General features: G+C 60.2%; 12 protein-coding genes and 1 tRNA gene. 9 read left to right on the top strand and 4 right to left on the bottom strand.

The features are described 5' to 3' along the window. Positions 1–50 precede the first annotated feature (50 nt). Positions 51–126, top strand: a tRNA-Val gene (locus tag GWQ29_RS20315). 48 nt (positions 127–174) lie between these two features. Here GWQ29_RS20315 and GWQ29_RS20320 read toward each other — a convergent pair. Next, entirely contained in the window at positions 175–2280 is a 2106-nt protein-coding gene (locus GWQ29_RS20320; RefSeq protein WP_275920196.1) for a methyl-accepting chemotaxis protein, read from the bottom strand. Between the two features lie 141 nt (positions 2281–2421). Between GWQ29_RS20320 and nadA the strand changes: the two genes are divergently transcribed. After that, on the top strand, positions 2422–3495 hold the full coding sequence (gene nadA, locus GWQ29_RS20325; RefSeq protein WP_005313257.1) for a quinolinate synthase NadA: 1074 nt from the start codon (positions 2422–2424) through the stop codon (positions 3493–3495). A gap of 87 nt (positions 3496–3582) precedes the next feature. Here nadA and GWQ29_RS20330 read toward each other — a convergent pair whose 3' ends face one another. Further along, a complete protein-coding gene (locus tag GWQ29_RS20330; protein WP_275920197.1) occupies positions 3583–4449 on the bottom strand; it encodes a D-hexose-6-phosphate mutarotase in 867 nt (288 codons plus the stop codon). Positions 4450–4565: 116 nt separating this feature from the next. Next, positions 4566–5561, bottom strand: coding sequence for a type I glyceraldehyde-3-phosphate dehydrogenase (gene gap / locus GWQ29_RS20335; protein WP_005313250.1), 996 nt, complete (start codon positions 5559–5561; stop codon positions 4566–4568). A 345-nt stretch (positions 5562–5906) separates the two neighbouring features. On the opposite strand from gap, the gene malQ reads away from it, so the two are divergent. The 4 genes from malQ (at position 5907) to msrB (ending at position 12940) form a co-directional block, all read left to right on the top strand. Then, positions 5907–8096, top strand: coding sequence for a 4-alpha-glucanotransferase (gene malQ / locus GWQ29_RS20340; RefSeq protein ID WP_275920198.1), 2190 nt, complete (start codon positions 5907–5909; stop codon positions 8094–8096). A gap of 82 nt (positions 8097–8178) precedes the next feature. Then, positions 8179–10356, top strand: coding sequence for a 1,4-alpha-glucan branching protein GlgB (glgB, locus tag GWQ29_RS20345; protein WP_275910131.1), 2178 nt, complete (start codon positions 8179–8181; stop codon positions 10354–10356). Next, positions 10356–12497, top strand: a complete 2142-nt coding sequence (glgX, locus tag GWQ29_RS20350) for a glycogen debranching protein GlgX (protein ID WP_275920199.1) — start codon at positions 10356–10358, stop codon at positions 12495–12497. Before glgB ends, glgX begins: the two co-directional genes overlap by 1 nt. A gap of 56 nt (positions 12498–12553) precedes the next feature. Then, on the top strand, positions 12554–12940 hold the full coding sequence (gene msrB, locus GWQ29_RS20355) for a peptide-methionine (R)-S-oxide reductase MsrB (protein ID WP_059113056.1): 387 nt from the start codon (positions 12554–12556) through the stop codon (positions 12938–12940). Between the two features lie 166 nt (positions 12941–13106). On the opposite strand, the gene GWQ29_RS20360 is transcribed toward msrB, so the two are convergent. Next, positions 13107–14357, bottom strand: coding sequence for a methyl-accepting chemotaxis protein (locus GWQ29_RS20360; protein ID WP_159165617.1), 1251 nt, complete (start codon positions 14355–14357; stop codon positions 13107–13109). A gap of 100 nt (positions 14358–14457) precedes the next feature. Here GWQ29_RS20360 and GWQ29_RS20365 point away from each other — a divergent pair, with 100 nt between their 5' ends. From GWQ29_RS20365 to putA, 3 genes are all read left to right on the top strand, one after another. Next, positions 14458–15210, top strand: coding sequence for a potassium channel family protein (locus GWQ29_RS20365; protein ID WP_169046745.1), 753 nt, complete (start codon positions 14458–14460; stop codon positions 15208–15210). 152 nt (positions 15211–15362) lie between these two features. Beyond that, the gene (locus GWQ29_RS20370) at positions 15363–15968 is read left to right on the top strand and encodes a TIGR04211 family SH3 domain-containing protein (protein WP_275920200.1); all 606 of its coding nucleotides are present in this window, start codon (positions 15363–15365) and stop codon (positions 15966–15968) included. 268 nt (positions 15969–16236) lie between these two features. Next, positions 16237–19401, top strand: coding sequence for a bifunctional proline dehydrogenase/L-glutamate gamma-semialdehyde dehydrogenase PutA (putA, locus tag GWQ29_RS20375; protein WP_111587961.1), 3165 nt, complete (start codon positions 16237–16239; stop codon positions 19399–19401). Positions 19402–19449: the final 48 nt, after the last annotated feature.

The raw sequence follows: 19449 nt of genomic DNA on the forward strand, positions 1-19449 counted from the left end.
TGGTCGCTGGTTCGAATCCAGCACGACCCACCATCATTTCCAGAATCCCAGGTCGTTTAGCTCAGCTGGGAGAGCACCTCCCTTACAAGGAGGGGGTCACTGGTTCGATCCCAGTAACGACCACCAGATCAAAAAGCCCGCAACGACGCGGGCTTTTTTTATGGTCGTTTGTCATCAGGTTCTCAAGCGGTCCAGCTGGGTTGCCAGTGCGGTTGAGGCCTGCTCCAGCTCTTCGCTCAAGCGATGGCTGGCACTGGCCTCCTGGCCAATGGTGGTGGCAGCATCACCAATGCGCATCAGATTCTGGTTGATGTCGTCGCTGACCGCACTCTGCTGCTCGGCGGCAGTGGCCACCTGGCTGATGTGATCGTGGATCTGCTGGATCTGGGCGACCACCCGGTTGAGGGCCTCGAACGCCTGTTCCGTGCCCTCGACCGTGCTGGCCGAGCGGGTGATGCCTGTGCTCATCAGTTGCTGGCTGCTGCTCACCTCGGTTTGCAGGCTGCCGATGAGCTGGCCTATCTCGTCGGTGGACTCCCGGGTCTTGTTGGCAAGGGCCCGTACTTCGTCTGCCACCACCGCAAAACCTCGTCCCATGTCTCCCGCCCTTGCTGCCTCTATGGCGGCGTTCAGTGCCAGCAGGTTGGTCTGCTCGGCAATGGCCCGGATCACATCCAGAATACGGCTGATATTGGTGCTGCGCTGGGCCACCAGCGCCACCGCCTTGTCAGCCTGATGCATGTCTTCAACCAGGGTATGGATCTCGTTGCGGGCATTGCTCAGGGTCTGCTGGGCGGTATTGATGTGATGGGTGGCGGCTTCTGACTCCTGGGCGGCCTGTTCCGCGTAACCCGCCACGCTGACCGCAGTGGTGCTCATCTGGTGCATGGCGCTGACCACGCTCTCCAGTTCTATGCTCTGCTCATCCAGACTGGTGCGCATGGTGTCGGCCGTCTGCTTCATGCCCTGTGCCTGCTGGTGTACCTGCTGGCCTATCAGTTTGCTGCCCTGCACCATGCCGCGCAGCTTGCCGAGAAAGGCATTGAGATGTCCTGCCAGCTCGATCAGCTCCTGGTGGGTGTCGATCTGCATCTGCTGGGTCAAATCTCCCTCGTTGCTGGAGAGGTGGGAGACATGGCGGCTGATGAGCGACAAGGGGGCCGTGATGGTCTGGATGAACCAGATGAGCAGACCCAGTGCCAGCAGGGTGATGAGTGTCACTGTGATCAGCTGCTGTCGCTGCGCCGCCTGCATCAGATCCCCCAGCTGAGTGCTGATGGTGTTGGCCTGACTCAGTGCCAGCGCCTTGGGTACCTTGATCAGCAGCCACCACTGGGTATCGGCCGCCTCGATCCGTACAGGTTGTTGCAGGATGAAGTCGGTATCGGTATCCAGGGTTTGTCCTGTGGGGGCGCTCAGCCCGACCTCCGTCAGCGGACGGCCCAGCTTGTCGGCATGGCGGTTGCTGCCGACGATGAGACCCATCTTGCTGACCAGGGTCACGTCGGCCTGATTGTCATACAGGCTTTTACCCAGGCTTTCTGCCAGTTGCTGGAAAATGGGCAAGTTCATGTCGACACCGGTTATGCCAACGAACTTGCCCTCCTTGAGGATGGGTACCGTCAGGCTGGTCATCAACATCTGGTTGCCCGGGCTTATCTCGTAGAGGTAGGGCTCCATCAGGCAGGGGCGACGAGTATCCCGGCCGCACAGGTACCATTCGCTGTTGCGAATACCGAATTCGTTGACCGAGGTGTCGTACTTGGCTTCGCTGGAGGCAGCGTCCACTTGCTGTTGCGAGACCTGGCCACCCTGGTCCCGGACGAAGTAGATCTCCAGACTGCCCTTGTCGGGCACTGAGTGGGATGCGCCGGACTGCCAGCTGGCATCCTGGCCATCATAGCCATCGGCTTCAAACTGGGCATAAATGGAGCTGATCCCGCTCGCCTGCTGCAAGCGGCTGCCCAGCAGGGTTTCGACCTGGGGACGGGAGAGGGCGCGATCAGGCTGAGCCATGCTGCCCTCGAGCTGGGCGGCGATCCCCAGCGGCACCTGATAGGACTGTTGCAACAGGGCCCCTATTTGTACTGCGTAGCGCTCGGCCTGGAACTGCAGAGTGTGAGAGACCTCCTGCTCCAGCGCACTGCGGGTCTGGGCCATGATGTCGCTGCGCAGGGATTGCAAGGAGGAGGATTGCATCAGTGTCATGGCCAGTCCACTGGACAGAAAGAGGCCCATGGTGAGCAACAGCAGCTTGGTTTTGAGAGAGCGTTGTTTCATTCGACAACTCCTTTTGGCAAGAATGACAACGAATTACTTGAGTATATTCGGACACTTGCGTATCACCGGATTTGTTGATGGGTTTGTGGCCGGCTTCTGGTTATAATTTTTGCCTTTCCGAGCCTTGATGGAACAGTCGCAATGAGCAATGCACTGAGCAATATCCCTCCGGTGGTCGAGATGGACTACCCGTTCCCGGTCAAACCGGCCCCGCTGACCGCCGAGCAGAAAACGACCCTGATCGCAGACATCAAGGCACTGCTGAAAGAGCGTCAGGCCGTGCTGGTTGCCCACTACTACACGGATCCCGAGATCCAGGCGCTGGCCGAGGCCAGTGGCGGTTTCGTCGGTGACTCTCTCGAGATGGCCCGCTTTGGTCGGGATCATGCCGCGCAGACCCTGATCGTCGCCGGGGTGCGCTTCATGGGGGAGACCTCCAAGATCCTGAGCCCTCACAAGCGGGTACTGATGCCGACTCTGGAGGCCGAGTGTTCCCTCGATCTGGGTTGTCCCATCGATAAATTCTCGGCCTTCTGCGATGCCCACCCCGACCACATAGTGGTGGTCTATGCCAATACCTCGGCTGCGGTGAAGGCACGGGCTGACTGGGTGGTGACGTCCAGCATTGCGCTTGAGATAGTCGAACACCTCGACAGCCAGGGCCACAAGATCATCTGGGGCCCGGACAGGCACCTCGGTGCCTATATCGAGAAGAAGACGGGGGCCCAGATGCTGCGCTGGCAGGGCCACTGCATCGTCCATGACGAATTCAAGGCCAAGGCCCTGCGCGAGCTCAAGGAGCAGAACCCGGATGCGGCCGTGCTGGTGCACCCGGAATCTCCGGCTTCCGTCATCGAGCTGGCCGATGCGGTGGGCTCCACCAGTCAGCTGATCAAGGCGGCCAAAGAGCTGCCCCAGCAGAAGCTGATAGTGGCGACCGATCGCGGCATCTTCTACAAGATGCAGCAGGCTTGTCCGGACAAGGAGATGGTCGAGGCGCCGACCGGTGGCGATGGTGCCACCTGCCGTAGCTGCGCCCACTGTCCCTGGATGGCGATGAACGGCCTGGTGGCGATCAAGGAGGCGTTGACCGATGGCGCCGAGCGTCACGAGATCCTGGTGGATGAAGCCCTGCGGGTGAAGGCGCTGATCCCGCTGGATCGCATGCTGGACTTCGCTGCGGAACTCAAGCTAAAGACTCGGGGTAACGCCTGAGTGCGCGAAGAGTTGAATAGAAAGGCTGAATAGAAGAGGGCACCCGTTGGGTGTCCTCTTTCGTTATGGGGTTCGCGAAGACGAAGATCAGATGATCACGGTAGAGAGGCTGTGCTCCTCATCCGGTGCGATAACGACGCCAGCCTCGGCCGTGATGGCCGCTTCGACGCAGAGCATGGTGCGGTAGCCATCGTCGCTCATGTCCGCCATGGCGGTGGCCCCTTCCAGCCAGGGGGTCCAGACCACGACGCTGTCGTTGTTGCCGCTCACCACTTTAGTTGTGCGATCGCCATCCTTGACCATCACCATGGCCTCGGCTTGGTGGTAGACCCGATCAATGGCAGCTGTGAGCGTCAGAGCGCCCTGCTGCTGCCCATCCTGACCCGTCAGCTTGTCGGCGTAAGGCTCACCCAGCCCGATCACGCTGACAGCCTCTGGGGTGCTTATCTGCAGATAGGTGTGCAAGGCGGCATTATAGGCGACGGGGGCTTTACCCGTATTGCGGGTAGTCAGCACCAGCGAGAGTTCCTTGCCTATCAGCACGTCCAGTTCCAGCTCGAAAGGGTGCGGCCAGAGGGCACGGGTTGACTCATTGTCACGCAGAGAGAGATGTACCAGGGTGCCATCGCCGTGATCGGAGACGCCGTCCAGGGTCCAGAGGGTAGTGCGGGCAAAGCCATGGGAAGGCTTGCCACTGCCAACGCGGGCTGGCGCCGGGCCAAACCAGGGCCAGCAGACGGGGATACCGCCGCGGATGGGCTTGCTGCCATCCAGCACTGCCTTGTCGCTGAGCCAGATCGAGGCGGGTTCACCGTGACGCTGGTAGCGCAACACATGGGCGCCAAACAGGCTGATCTCGGCCTTGGCATCGCCATTGTCGATGGTGAGCAGGGGTTGGCCAGCTGCGTTGTGGCTGAGGGTACAGTGGGCAGTCAGAGAGCGTATCGGTTGCATGAGGACTCCTGTGCTCGCGCACATTCATGAAGAGAGGGTCGGAAAATCCAGGGGCCGAAATACAAAAAGGCGGCCAATGGCCGCCTTTTTCAAGCTACTTGATTGCGCATCCCAAATTACTTGGAGATGTGAGCGATCAGGTCCAGAACTTTGCTGGAGTAGCCCATTTCGTTGTCGTACCAGGATACAACTTTAACGAATTTGTCGTTCAGTGCGATACCGGCTTTGGCATCGAACACGGAAGTCTGACGCTCACCCAGGAAGTCAGTGGAGACCACTTGATCTTCGGTGTAGCCCAGCACACCCTTCATGGAGCCTTCAGAGGCTGCTTTCATGGCTGCACAGATTTCGGCGTAGGTAGCGGCTTTCTTCAGGTTGACGGTCAGGTCAACAACGGACACGTCCGGAGTCGGTACGCGGAAGGCCATGCCGGTCAGCTTGCCGTTCAGTTCCGGGATAACAACGCCAACAGCTTTGGCAGCACCGGTAGAGGACGGGATGATATTCTGAGCCGCACCGCGGCCACCGCGCCAGTCTTTGGCAGACGGACCATCAACGGTCTTCTGGGTAGCAGTGGTAGCGTGGACAGTGGTCATCAGGCCGGATTCGATACCGAAGGTATCGTTCAGAACCTTGGCGATCGGAGCCAAGCAGTTGGTGGTGCAGGAAGCGTTGGAAACGATGTCCTGGCCAGCGTAGGTAGCGTCGTTGACACCCATGACGAACATAGGAGTGGCGTCTTTGGACGGGCCAGTCAGAACGACTTTCTTGGCGCCGGCAGCGATGTGCTTGCGAGCAGTTGCGTCGTCCAGGAACAGACCGGTGGCTTCGGCAACAACGTCAACACCGATGGCATCCCATTTCAGGTTGGCCGGGTCACGCTCAGCGGTAACACGTACGGTTTTGCCGTTAACAACCAGGTTGCCGTCTTTAACTTCAACGGTACCGTTAAAACGACCGTGAGTTGAATCGTACTTCAGCATGTAAGCCATGTAGTCAACGTCGATCAGGTCGTTGATGCCAACCACTTCGATGTCAGCACGCTCAGCGGCCAGACGGAACACGAAACGACCGATGCGGCCAAAACCGTTAATACCTACTTTGATAGTCATATTTGGTTACCTAACTGTTCAGTAGTCAAAGAAAATTCCGTTTGTAAATTTACTAGAACTCCCCTGTGAGTCAACCAACAATCTGTCTGAAATTGCGCTATATCATGAAAAACTGTGAAATTTATTTTCTGTTTATGTAACTGACTACCAGTTTTTGTCGAAATAACTATCTATTGGTCAGCGTCACAGAGATCAACAATAGTGCCTGCTCTGTCACACAACCAGCCCGGCAGATGTGTAAAAATGTGCGCGGTTTAGCATGGCCACAGAGCCACTGTTCAAGTACCACCCATAAAAATTAATCAAAATAGTATAGATAGAATCCACAGCGGGAATTCTCAAACTATGACCACCCTGATTGAACAGCTGGCTGCCGCCAAAGGTATCGCCAGCGAGTATGTTGATGCCTGGGGCCACCCGGCCCAGGTATCCGAAGAGAGCAAGTCTGCCATGCTGGGCGCCATGGGTTACCGCGTCGATGACGAGGCCGCCCTGACCGAGCAGTTGGAAGAGGAGCACCGTCAGCATTGGCTGCGCGCGCTGGATCCCGTCATGGTGGTCCGCAGCGGTGAGCCCATCACTCTTGAAGTCCGTCTGCCCATCGATTTCGTCAATGACGCCCTTACCTGGCAGCTTGCGCTGGAGCAGGGGACTGTGTTGTCCGGCCAAATCACCCCCATTGAGGGTGAGCTGGTTGGCGTGGCTGAATTCGAAGAGATGGAGTGTCAGGCCTACCAGGTTGCGCTGGATGTACAGCCAGCGCTTGGCTATCACCAGCTGACCCTGCTGGAAGAGGGCAATGATGAGCCGCTCGCCAGTATGCGTCTTATCGTCGCGCCCAAATCTTGTTACAAACAGGCTCCCATTGCCGATGGCCGCAAGGTGTGGGGGCCGAGCGTGCAGCTCTACTGCCTGCGCAGCCGTCACAACTGGGGGATCGGTGATTTCAGCGATCTCGGCCAGCTGGTCGAGAAAGCGGCCGCCTGGGGCGCCCACTTCGTGGGTCTGAACCCCATTCATGCCCTCTATCCGGCCAACCCCGAGAGTGCCAGCCCTTACAGCCCCTCTTCCCGTCGCTGGCTCAACGTGGCCTATATCAACGTGGAAGCCGTGCCCGAGTTTCTGGCCAACGATCGCCTCAAGGCGGAGGTTGCCAATCCGGCCTTCCAGCAGCACCTCAATGAACTGCGTGCCAAGAGCAACGTGGATTACACCGGGGTCATCGAGACCAAGATCGGCATGCTGCGTCAGGTATTCGACCAGGCCAGTTTCAGTGCCGAGCGCCAGGCAGGCTTCGATGCCTTCGTGGCGGCCGGTGGTGACAGCCTGCAACAGCAGGCGGCGTTTGATGCCCTGCAGGCCCACTTCTATGCCAAGGGCGAAAATGCCTGGGGCTGGCCGGTATGGCCGGAAGAGTTGCGCGATTACCACAACCCCGAGGTGGCTGCCTGGATGGCCGCGCACAGCCAGGATGTGAACTTCTATCTCTACTTGCAGTTCCTGGCCGATGAGCAGCTGGCGCAAGCCGATGCTCGCGCCAAGGCCGCTGGCATGGTGATGGGGATCTATCGTGATCTGGCGGTCGGCGTCTCCGAAGGCTCCACCGAGATCTGGGCCAACCGGGATCTCTACTGCCCGAAAGCCTCGGTCGGTGCACCGCCTGACATTCTGGGCCCGCTTGGTCAGAACTGGGGCCTGCCCCCCATGAACCCGAACCAGCTGTTTGAAGCGGCCTATCAGCCCATGGTGGATCTGTTCCGCGCCAACATGCGCTCCTGCGGCGCGCTGCGCATCGACCATGTAATGGCCTTGCTGCGCCTGTGGTGGGTGCCGCCCGGAGAGTCTGCCGCCAAGGGGGCTTACATTTACTATCCGGTCAACGATCTGCTGGGGATCCTGGCGCTCGAATCCCACCGCAATCAGTGTCTGCTGATTGGTGAAGACCTGGGGACTGTGCCGGAAGGCATAGACGTCACGCTCAAAGAGAACGGAGTTCACTCCTACAAGGTGTTCTTCTTCGAGCGATCCAAGGCCGATGGCGGTTTCATCTCTCCCGCTCACTACACCGAGCAGGCGATGTCGGCCCTGACCACCCACGACATGCCGACCCTGAAGGGCTTCTGGCATTGCGATGATCTGGCGCTGGGTCGCGAGTTGGGATTGTATCCGGATGAAGACGTTCTCAAGACACTGTATGCTGATCGCCACCAGGCAAAACAGCGGATCCTCGACAGCCTGCATGCCCATGGGGTCATCTCTGACGACATCAGTCATGACGTGAACTGGGTCGGCATGAATACCGAGCTCAACCATGGTCTGCAACTGCATATGTCCCGCGGCAGCTGTGCCCTGTTCAGCACCCAGCTGGAAGACTGGCTGGAGATGGACAAGCCGGTCAACGTGCCGGGCACCAGTTACGAATACCCCAACTGGCGTCGCAAGCTGTCCACCGATCTGGAGGATATTTTTGCCAATGAAGCGCTCAAGGCGCTGGCAGGCAAGATGAGCCAGGCCCGTGATGAGGCCAGTCGTTGAGCCACTGCCGACAAAACGTGACTCACTTACATCCGCTTCGGCCCTGGCCGGAGCGGATGCTCAGCTATGAAAGGAAATCTCGATGCTCGTTGAACGTTTGGTTGCTGCCCGCTGTGCCGATCCCTTCTCTCATTTAGGCCTGCAGGCCAATCCGGATGGGCCTGGCCTCAAACTGACCGCCTGGTTGCCGGATGCCCTTGAGGTGCGCGTCAAGGATCTCAAGTCGGGCAAAGTCGTTGCCACCCTGGCACCCACCGATGAATCGGGCCTTTTTGAAACTGTTTTCACCCGCCGTAAAAATCCCTTTCCCTATCAGCTGCTCGCCAGCTATCCCGATGCCAGTACTGAATTTGTCGACCCTTATCAGTTTCAGGATGCGGGTTGGGCCGGTCTGGCGGAACTGACCTCACAGCCGGAAAATATCTACCACACCCTGGGTGCGCAACTGCGCAGCGTGGAGCATCTTGGCGTGCAGGTGGAAGGGGTGCGTTTTGCCGTCTATGCGCCGAGCGCCACCGCCGTGAGCCTGATCGGTGATTTCAACTTCTGGGACGGCCGTCGTCACCCCATGCAGCGCAGCCAGTGCGGTCACTGGGTGCTGTTCGTGCCGGGCCTCAAGGCCGGGGATCGCTACAAGTTTGAACTCAAGGATCCTGCCGGTCATCGTCTGCCTCACAAGAGCGACCCTGTCGGTTTCTACTGCGAACAGTATCCGTCGTTCGCCTCAGTGGTGTATGACCACGATCAATACCAGTGGCAAGATGCCGCCTGGATTGCCAGCCAGCACAATGACAAGCGGGATCAGCCCCTCTCCATCTATGAACTGCATGTCGGCTCCTGGAAGCGCCACCCCAACGGCGACAGCCTGAGCTGGCGCGAGCTGGCGGTGGATCTGGTGTCCTACATCAAGGAGATGGAGTACACCCATATCGAATTGCTGCCAGTCTCCGAGCATCCGTTCAGCGGTTCCTGGGGCTATCAGCCGGTGGGCATGTTCTCTCCCACCAGCCGTTACGGCAGTGCCGATGACTTCAAATATTTCGTGGATCAGTGCCACCAGGCCGGCATAGGCGTCATCCTGGACTGGGTACCGGCTCACTTCCCGTCCGATGCCCACGGTCTGGCCCGTTTCGACGGCACGCCGCTCTATGAGTACGAAGATCCGCGCCGTGGCTGGCACCCGGACTGGAACTCCTACATTTACGATTTTGGCCGCAATACGGTGCGCCAGTTCCTGGTGGCGAGCGCCCTGTTCTGGCTCGACAAGTTCCACATCGACGGCCTGCGGGTGGATGCGGTCGCCTCCATGCTCTATCTGGATTACTCGCGCAATGCCGGCGAGTGGGTGCCGAACGTCGACGGTGGCAACCACAACTACGAGGCGATCAGCCTGCTGAAGTGGACCAACGAAGAGGTGTACGGCAAGTACCCCCACGCCATGACCATCGCCGAAGAGTCCACCGCCTTTGCCGGCGTGTCTCGTCCCACTTTCCTCGGTGGCCTCGGCTTTGGCTTCAAGTGGAATATGGGCTGGATGCACGACACCCTCACTTACATGCAGAAAGAGCCTATTCACCGCCGCTATCACCACAACGACATGACTTTCTCCATGGTTTACCACTATGACGAGAACTTCATCCTGTCGCTCTCCCACGACGAGGTGGTGCACGGCAAGCATTCCATGCTCTACAAGATGCCCGGCGACGAGTGGCAGCAATCGGCCAACTTGCGCGCCTACATGGGCTTCATGTATGCCCACCCGGGCAAGAAGCTCAACTTCATGGGCACCGAAATCGCCCAGAGCAACGAGTGGAACCACGATGCCCAGCTGCCCTGGCACCTGCTGCAGTATCCCAAGCACGGCGGTCAGCAGCGCCTGATCCGCGATCTCAACCACCTCTACCGTCATGAAGCTGCCTTGTATCAGGCCGATTATGAGCAGACCGGTTTCCGCTGGCTGGATCACAACGACGCCGACAACAGTGTCTTTGCCTGGTTGCGGGCCGACAAGCAGGGGGCCCACCCGATCATGGTGGCCTGCAACTTCACGCCGGTACCGCGCATCGCCTATCGACTCGGGGTGCCTGCCGCCGGCAATTACCGCGTGGTGCTCAACACGGATAGCGAGCATTACTGGGGCAGCAACTATGATGTGGGTCTGGTCTTCGTCGCCGAGCCAACCCCCTGGCAGGGATTGGGGCACAGCATAGTGCTGGATCTGCCGCCGCTCGCGACCTTGTTCATCAAACAGGAGTCTTGATGTTTGCAATGGAAAAGGGGCAGGACCACCCGCTGGGTGTCCTGCTTGATGAGACAGGTTGTCACTTCTGCGTCTGGGCCCCCCAATCGGACATGGTAGAGCTCTGCCTGTTCAACGAGCAGGAGCAGGAGCTGGTCCGGCTGGCATTGCCCGGCCGGCGCGGCCAATATCGCTTCGGCTATGTGCGCGGCGTCAAGGCCGGTCAGCGTTACGGTTATCGGGTACATGGTGCGCCCCAGGAGGGGATGCTGTTTGATCCGCAAAAGCTGCTGATCGACCCCTATGCCAGGGCGCTCAGTCGGGCGACTCATTGGGATGACAAACTGTATGAGGGCGACAGCGCCGCCATGGTGGCCAAGTCAGTGGTGGTGGATGACACCTTCGACTGGCAGGGGGTCGGCAAGCCGGGCATAGAGCCTGCGCGTACCGTCATCTACGAAACCCACGTCAAGGGGTTCACCCGCCAGCATCAGGGGGTGCCGAGCGAACTGCGGGGCACCTACCTTGGCATCTGCCATCCGGTGATCATCGAGCACTTGAAGTCCCTCGGCGTTACCTCTGTCCAGCTGATGCCGGTGGCTGCCTTCATGTCCGAGCCCAGGCTCGAGCAGTTGGGGCTCACCAACTACTGGGGCTACAACCCCATCGCCTTCTTTGCCCCCGAGCCGCGCTACAGCGCGGGGGAGGCGGTGACCGAGTTCAAGACCATGGTGCGGGAGCTGCACAGGGCAGGACTCGAAGTGATACTCGACGTTGTCTACAACCACACAGCCGAATCCGGTTTCGATGGCCCCACCTTGTCATTCAAGGGCTTTGACAATGCGGGCTACTATGCCTTCGAGGCGGGGGCTCACGGCCCCGACTACAGTCGTCATGCCAACGTCACAGGCTGCGGCAACAGCGTCAATCTGGATCACCCCAACAGCCTGCGGCTGGTGCTGGATGCCCTGCGTTACTGGGTCACGGAGATGCAGGTGGATGGTTTTCGCTTCGACCTTGCCGTCACCCTGGCACGGGAGGCGGGGGAGTTCGATCCCATGGGGGCCTTCTTCAAGGCCATGATGGCGGATCCCGTGCTGGCGCGGGTCAAGCTCATCGCCGAGCCCTGGGACATAGGGCCGTTCGGCTATCGCCTCGGCCAGTTCCCGAGCCAGTGGCTGGAGATCAACGACCGCTATCGCGACACTGTGCGCGCTTTTTGGCGCGGCGATGCCGGCAAGATGGGGGATTTTGCCACCCGGCTGGTGGGCTCGCGGGATCTCTTCCCGAAGAACTGGCGCGCTCCCCATACCAGCGTCAACTACCTCTGCTATCACGACGGTTTCACCCTGGAGGATCTGGTCTCCTACAACCAGCGCCACAACCAGGCCAATGGCGAGGACAACCGGGATGGCCACGGCAACAACCTCTCCAGCAACCATGGTGTCGAGGGGCCGACCCTGGATCCCCGTGTCAACAACCTGCGTCAGCAGCAGAAGCGCAACCTGATTGCCACCCTGCTGCTCTCCCAGGGTACACCGCACTTCCTGGCCGGGGACGAGATGGGCCGCAGCCAGCTGGGCAACAACAACGCCTATTGCCAGGACAACCAGATCAGCTGGGTCAACTGGCAGTGGCGACCGGAGGATGAGCGGCTGCTCGCCTTCACTCAGCAGATGATGGCGCTGCGGGCGGAGTCCACCGTCTTCTCCAACCTGCAACTGAGCGACGACAGCTGGAACGGGGCCCCCAGCAGCTGCCACCAGGTCAACTGGTATCACCCGGATGGCCATCAGCTCACCGATCAGGACTGGCACGCCCCCATGGGGCAGGCGTTCGCCATGGACATCGGCATGATTGACTGCGGCGGGGAGCGCTGGTTCGTGCTGTTCAATGCCAGCGACTACGACATCCAGTTCCGTCTGCCGCCACCCGGGGATGGCATGGAGTGGATCCAGACCATAGACACGGCCACCAATGACGGCCTGCCCTTCCTGCCCGATGACATCAAGCGTCAGGTGGCGGTTGGCCGCGCCCACTCCCTCAAGTTGCTGGAGCGGGTTTCGTTGCCGGCGGTTGCCTTGGCCAAAGAGGAGGTCGCCGTTACACCGGATGTTGCCACCGTGTTGCCAACGGGATCACAGTTCCCGCTGGCGGGGTAGAGCAAAGCGGCCTGACTGGGTATGCTGGGCGCCGTGATTAATGGCAAGGAGTCGGTATGAGCAACAACAATCCCGAGCAGTGGCGCAACAAGCTGAGTTCGGAACAGTTTCGCGTCTGCTGGGAGAAAGGCACCGAGCAGCCCTACAGCGGTGCCTTGCTCCACAACCGCAAGAGTGGTGACTATCTCTGCGTCTGCTGCAAGAGCGTGCTGTTTCACTCGGATGCCAAGTTTGACTCCGGCTGCGGCTGGCCCTCGTTCGATCGAGCCATCGAAGGCACAGTGACCTACACAGAAGACAGCAGCCACGGCATGAAGCGGGTGGAGATCACCTGCAGCCAGTGCGGCTCCCATCTGGGTCACGTCTTCCCCGACGGACCGACCGAGACAGGCCAGCGTTACTGCGTCAACAGCCTGAGTCTGGATTTCGACCCGGATGCCTGACGGGCTCACCCACTGATATGAAAAACGGCACCTCTGTTAACAGAGGTGCCGTTTTTTTGTGTCCTTACCGCCGCCGCATTGCCGGAGGCCTGCCTGGGCCAGACCTGGGTTTTCCGGCATTCGGTAGCGGGCACCATGAGCCCACAGGTTGGCTCACGTGATGCCATCAGGCCAGCTTGAAGGCCTGAATATGGGTATCCAGGGTCTGGCTGTGATGTTCCACCAGCTCGGAGGCTTCCTGCAGCTCCCGCAGTACCACCACTGAACCTTCCACGACTTGTTTTACCTGCTCCAGATTGCCGCTCATTTCCTCGGCCACCGAGCTCTGTTGCTCGGAGGCGGCCGCGATCTGGCGATTCATGTCCGCCACACCCTGTACCCGCTGCACTATGGTGGCGAGCTGATCGCCGGCCTGGGTCACCTGCTCCACCCCCTTGTCGGCCTGTTGCACGCTCTGGGCCATCAACTCGGCAGCCTGGTGGGCATTGCCCTGCAACTGCTCGATCATCTTCTGGATCTCGACGGTAGCCGCCTGGGCCCGATTGGCCAGCTCGCGCACCTCGGAGGCGACCACGGCAAAGCCGCGACCCGCTTCACCGGCACGGGCGGCCTCGATGGCGGCGTTGAGGGCCAACAGGTTGGTCTGCTCCGAAATGCTGCGAATGGTATCCACCACTGAGCCTATCTGCTCGACCCCCTGTTCCACCTGATTGACCACGTTGGAGGAGCGCTGGATGTTGCCGGAGAGGGTATCAATGGTGCTGACGGTCGCCGCCACGCAGCGGCTGCCCTCTTCGGCCAGCAGGCTGGTTTCGGCGGTGGCATGGGAAGCTTGTTCCGCATGGGCGGCCACCTCGCGGATGGCACCCACCATCTGGCTCATGGCGCTGGCCAGTTGTTCTATCTGGGTGAACTCTTCGTTGATGGCCTCGTTGGCCTCTTCCATGCAAAGGGTGACCTGGGAGGCGATGTCATTGAGCTCCTTGCAGGCGACGCGCTGGGTGCCGAACACCTCCTTGAGGTTCTCCTGTGAGTGGGCCACGGCCTTGGCGATGTCGCCGAACTCATCACGAGACTTGAGCAGCACCTTGTGGCTCAGATCCTTGCGGGCGAAACGCTCAAGCAGGCCCACCAGATAGTGCACCTGCTTGACCATGAGGCGGGAGCCGGTCAGCAACAACACGACGAAGACGATCCCCATCACGGCGGTTTCCATCACGCCGCTCCAGAGCAGGCGATCGGCAATGGCGTTAGCCTTGTCCGCGTCGATGCCCTCACTCAGCAGTGTGGTTTCCAGATTGCTGGCATCGAACCAGAGCTTGGCCAGCAGCAGCACAGTACTGAACACCATGAGCAGTACCACTTTGGGTACCAGCCGGATATTGCTCATTCGCCTCTCCAGCGGGTTTAACTGCATAATTTTTCTCCTTTTAATGACCGGTTTTCCTTTGCCCTCAGGACTATCGGCATTATCTTCCTTTTTATTAATTCGCACCGTGCCTAAAGTAGGAAAATGTATGCGACATCACTCTTCTGGCCTGAGATCCATGGATCTGCTCATGGCCCTGCTCTCCATCGTCTCAGTGGTGCTGGTGGGATTCCGCTGGCTGGGGACTCGCCACTTCACTCCCGAGACGCTCTCCCTCTTTTATGATCTGGACAGTTTGATCTGCTACGTCTTCCTCGCCCATTTCACCTATGGCTGGTTCCGTGCCAGTGACAAGCGAGCCTTCTTCAAGGCGAACTGGTTCTATCTGCCGGGCAGTCTGCCCATGGTGGAGCAGTTGCGCTGGGCCAGGTTGATCCAGCTCTACCGGGTGATCCAGCTGCTGCGCAGCAACCCTGACCTGCTCGCCATAGTGCGCAGGGGGCGAAACGAGAGCCGTCTGGCCGGGATACTGCTGATCTTTTTCCTGCAAATCGGGGTGGGCACGGCACTCATCTACTGGGTCGAGGGAGACAGACCCGGCAGCCAGATCCACAACGCCTATGACGCCTTTTGGTGGACCCTGGTGACGCTCTCTACTATTGGTTACGGCGACATAGTGCCGCAAACCGAGGAGGGGCGTTTCGTCGCCAGCCTGATGATCATCTTCGGGGTCGGTCTGTTCAGCGCCCTGAGCGGCTTCATGGCCAGCCTGTTCCTGCAACACGGGCGGGGTGACAACGAACTGGAAAAGTGGCGCCATCAACAGAGTGCGCAGCAGGATCTGCTGCTTCAGGAGCTGCGTGCCCTGCGCGAAGAGGTGAAGGCACTGAAACAGAAATAGCCTGCGACGTCCGGAATGGTCGCGTGAGTGAGGGGCAAGTTGCGAGTCAGCTCTCAGCTCGGGGGGAAGCGCTTTTCTTTGCTTGTCCTTTGACCCGCTGGCGGCTTAACATTCGGCCTGTCACCTAACCAAAAGAAGAGAACCGATCGACCATGCGCGCCCTTCTCGGGATCCTTATCTGCTTGTGTGCCCAACAGGCACTGGCCGACACCCGTTATGTCTCAGACAACATCTTTACCTTCATCCACAATGGTCCGGGTACCCAGTTCCGGATCCTCGGCAGCGTCAAGGCGGGTGAACCGCTGGAAGTAAAGGCGGTGAACAACGAAGCCGGTTTCACCCAGGTGGTGGATGGCCGTGGCCGTGAAGGCTGGATCAAGAACGCCGAGCTGCAGGGCGAGATCAGCCTGCGCGAGCGTCTGCCCCAGGTCCAGCAAGAGCTGGAAGATCTCAAGGCTCGCCTGCAGAACCTCAACGGTGACAATGAAAAACGCTTCACCGAGAAGGATGGCAAGATCGCCGAGCAGAGCAAGGAGATCGACAGCCTGAAGGCCAAGCTTGCCAGCCAGAGCGAGGAGATGGGTAACCTCAAGGAGCAGAACGAGGCTCTGACCCGCAGCTATGACAACCAGGAGCACGACATGCAGATGGACTGGTTCATCCGCGGTGGTGCCATGGTGGGTGGCGGCATCCTGCTTGGCATACTGTTGCCCATGCTGCCCCGCCGCCGCAGTCGCGGTGAGCGCTGGATGAACTGACGGTTCCTGTCGGTCGGATGAAGAGGGGTCGCAATAGCGGCCCCTCTTTTTTGCCTCGCATAAAATTGTATACAAAATAAGGCGATAAACTTGTCTGTCTCGCCGTCTCCTGGTCTGAATACAGGCTAAATTTGCCAGTCAGCGATTTTTGTTAATGGCAGGCAACAATTTCATTTCATCTATGGGTGGATATTGTATACATTATCGGCGTTTCGGCGGCACGACCGCCTTCGTCGATATAGCCTGCGGGCGTACAGGAAGACCCCCTATGTTCAAAGCTACTCAAGTGCTTGCTGCTGACTACATTCCCTCCGATCTGGCCGCTTTGCGCGAAGCCATCACCCAGAATTACGTGGTGGATGAAAACGCCTATCTGGCTGAGCTTTCCGCCATGTTGCCGGGGGATGGGGCCTCGCTGGAGCAGGTGACCCAGCGCGCCCGCGCCCTGGTCACCAAGGTACGCAAGGAGAGTGGTTCGGGAGATGGCATCGATGCCTTCTTGCAGGAGTACAGCCTGGATACCCAGGAGGGGATCATACTGATGTGCCTGGCAGAGGCCCTGCTGCGCATCCCCGATGCAGAGACCGCCGATGCCCTCATCAAGGACAAGCTCTCCGGTGCCAACTGGTCCTCCCATTTTCGCAAGAGCGACTCCACCCTGGTCAATGCCTCCACCTGGGGCCTGATGCTGACCGGCAAGATCATCAAGCTGGACAAGAAGCTGGACGGCAATCCGGCCAACATGCTGGGGCGCATGGTCAACAAGCTCGGCGAGCCTGTGGTGCGTTCCGCCATGTATGCCGCCATGAAGATAATGGGCAAGCAGTTCGTGCTGGGGCGCGACATGAAAGAGGCCCTCAAGGCGAGCCGCAAGTCCCGGGAGAAGGGTTACACCCATACCTATGACATGTTGGGGGAGTCCGCCCTGACCCTGGCCGATGCGGACAAGTATTTCGGCGACTACCAGCGCGCCATCGAGGCGGTCGGCAATGAGCGCATCAGCGACGGCGGCCCGGCGCCGTCCATCTCCATCAAGCTGTCGGCGCTCCATCCGCGCTATGACGTGGCGAACCGCGAACGGGTGCTCGGCGAAATGAGCGAGCGGTTGGTGGGTCTGGTGCGCCTGGCCCGCGACAAGGACGTGGCCATCAGCATCGATGCCGAGGAGATGGACCGCCTCGAGCTGTCACTGGATCTCTTCGAGCAGCTCTACCGTTCTGACGCCAACCGTGGCTGGGGCAAGCTCGGCATGGTAGTACAGGCTTACTCCAAGCGTGCTCTGCCGGTGCTCTGCTGGCTGACGGCGCTGGCCCGGGAGCAGGGGGACCTGATCCCGGTGCGGCTGGTGAAGGGCGCCTACTGGGACAGCGAGCTGAAATATGCCCAGCAGGCTGGCCTGCCCGGCTACCCGCTCTTTACCCGCAAGGCGGGTACAGACATCTCCTATCTGGCCTGCGCCCGCTATCTGCTGAGCGAGCCGACCCGTGGTTTCATCTCTCCCCAGTTTGCGACCCACAACGCCAATACCGTGGTCTGCATTCTGGAAATGGCCGGTGATCGCCAGTTTGAGTTCCAGCGCCTGCACGGCATGGGGGAGGAGTTGCACAATGCCGTGCTGAACGACCATCCCGGCCTGCACTGCCGCATCTATGCCCCGGTCGGTGCCCACAAGGATCTGCTGCCCTATCTGGTGCGTCGCCTGCTGGAAAACGGGGCCAACACCTCCTTCGTTCACAAGCTGGTGGACCCGAACACCCCGGTGGATTCACTGGCCGAACACCCGCTGCGCACCCTCAAGCGCTACACCAGTCTGGCCAACGATCGCATTCCACAGCCGGTGAATCTGTTCAGCGACCGCAAGAACTCCAGCGGCGTCAACATGAATATCGTCTCCATCCAGCGTCCCTTCTTCGCCCGTTTGAAAGAGCTGGAGAGCAAGCAGTGGCTGGCTGGCCCCATCGTTGATGGCGAAACCCTCAAGCGCAGCGAAGCCCGTACCGTGCTGAGTCCGCAGGATGTGAGCCAGCTGGTGGGCAAGATCCACTGGGCCGACGTACAGGCGGTAGAGCAGGCGCTGGCCTCGGCTCATGCCGCCTTCCCGCGCTGGCGCGAGACGCCGGTAAGCGTGCGTGCCGCTGCGCTGGAAAAGCTGGCAGACCTGCTGGAAGCCAACCGCGAGCAGTTCATCTCCTTGTGTACTCGCGAGGCGGGCAAGCTATTGCAGGATGGGATCGACGAGGTGCGCGAGGCAGTGGACTTCTGCCGTTACTACGCGCTGCAGGCCCGTGGTTTGATGGGACAGGCGACCCTGCTGCCCGGCTACACCGGTGAGCAGAACGAGCTGTTCCTGCAGGGCCGGGGCGTCTTCGTCTGCATCAGCCCGTGGAACTTCCCGCTGGCCATTTTCCTCGGGCAAGTCGCGGCGGCGCTGGCCACCGGCAATACCGTCATCGCCAAACCGGCGGAGCAGACCGGCCTCATCGCCCATCTGGCGGTGACCCTGGCTCATCAGGCGGGCATCCCGGGCGATGTGCTGCAACTGCTGCCGGGCGATGGCGCCACTGTGGGGGCCAGGCTGACGGCGGATGCCCGCATTGGCGGCGTCTGTTTCACCGGCTCCACCGAGACCGCCAAGCTCATCAACCTGACGCTGGCCCAGCGTGATGGCGCCATACTGCCGCTCATCGCCGAGACAGGCGGCCAGAACGCCATGATAGTCGACTCCACCGCTCTGCCGGAGCAGGTGGTGCGCGACGTGGTGAGCGCCGCCTTCCAGAGTGCCGGTCAGCGCTGTTCCGCCCTGCGGGTGCTCTACCTGCAGGAGGAGATAGCGCCGCGGGTGCTGGAGATCCTGACCGGCGCCCTGCAGGAGCTGAAAGTGGGCAATCCGGCCGAGCACAACACGGATGTGGGGCCCGTCATCGACGCCGAGGCCAAGGCCGGGCTGGATGCGCACCTGGCGCACATGATCCCGCGCTCACGTCTGATCGCTCAGGCCCCCATGCCATCCGCAACGCTGGCGGGTCACTTCGTGCAACCGACGGCGCTGGAGATTGGTTCCATCCGTGAGCTGGTGAAGGAGCAGTTCGGTCCCATCCTCCATGTGGTGCGCTACGCTGCCCGTGAGCTGGACAAGGTGATTGCGGATATCAACGGCACCGGCTACGGCCTGACGCTGGGGATCCACAGCCGCAACGAATCCCACGCCGAGGAGCTGGCCAGCCGCATCAACGTGGGCAACGTCTACATCAACCGCAACCAGATCGGCGCCATGGTCGGGGTGCAGCCTTTTGGTGGTCAGGGCCTCTCCGGCACAGGACCCAAGGCGGGCGGTCCCCACTACCTCGGCCGCTTCGTCACCGAGAAGACCCGCACCATCAACACCACTGCGGTGGGCGGCAATGCCTCCCTGCTGGCGATGGGCGATGCCTGATTGGCGTTGAGGTCTTTGTATCAAGGCTGCCTGCGGGCAGCCTTTTTC

The organism is Aeromonas sp. 2HA2 (genome assembly GCF_029237345.1).
Classification (GTDB): domain Bacteria; phylum Pseudomonadota; class Gammaproteobacteria; order Enterobacterales; family Aeromonadaceae; genus Aeromonas; species Aeromonas salmonicida.

What these genes read in the sequence shown, in the direction of transcription:
- gap (WP_005313250.1), bottom strand. Translation starts at nt 5,561, where the DNA reads ATGACTATCAAAGTAGGTATTAACGGTTTTGGCCGCATCGGTCGTTTC.
- glgX (WP_275920199.1), top strand. Translation starts at nt 10,356, where the DNA reads ATGTTTGCAATGGAAAAGGGGCAGGACCACCCGCTGGGTGTCCTGCTT.
- GWQ29_RS20370 (WP_275920200.1), top strand. Translation starts at nt 15,363, where the DNA reads ATGCGCGCCCTTCTCGGGATCCTTATCTGCTTGTGTGCCCAACAGGCA.
- GWQ29_RS20360 (WP_159165617.1), bottom strand. Translation starts at nt 14,357, where the DNA reads ATGCAGTTAAACCCGCTGGAGAGGCGAATGAGCAATATCCGGCTGGTA.
- glgB (WP_275910131.1), top strand. Translation starts at nt 8,179, where the DNA reads ATGCTCGTTGAACGTTTGGTTGCTGCCCGCTGTGCCGATCCCTTCTCT.
- nadA (WP_005313257.1), top strand. Translation starts at nt 2,422, where the DNA reads ATGAGCAATGCACTGAGCAATATCCCTCCGGTGGTCGAGATGGACTAC.
- GWQ29_RS20320 (WP_275920196.1), bottom strand. Translation starts at nt 2,280, where the DNA reads ATGAAACAACGCTCTCTCAAAACCAAGCTGCTGTTGCTCACCATGGGC.
- malQ (WP_275920198.1), top strand. Translation starts at nt 5,907, where the DNA reads ATGACCACCCTGATTGAACAGCTGGCTGCCGCCAAAGGTATCGCCAGC.
- GWQ29_RS20365 (WP_169046745.1), top strand. Translation starts at nt 14,458, where the DNA reads ATGCGACATCACTCTTCTGGCCTGAGATCCATGGATCTGCTCATGGCC.
- msrB (WP_059113056.1), top strand. Translation starts at nt 12,554, where the DNA reads ATGAGCAACAACAATCCCGAGCAGTGGCGCAACAAGCTGAGTTCGGAA.
- putA (WP_111587961.1), top strand. Translation starts at nt 16,237, where the DNA reads ATGTTCAAAGCTACTCAAGTGCTTGCTGCTGACTACATTCCCTCCGAT.
- GWQ29_RS20330 (WP_275920197.1), bottom strand. Translation starts at nt 4,449, where the DNA reads ATGCAACCGATACGCTCTCTGACTGCCCACTGTACCCTCAGCCACAAC.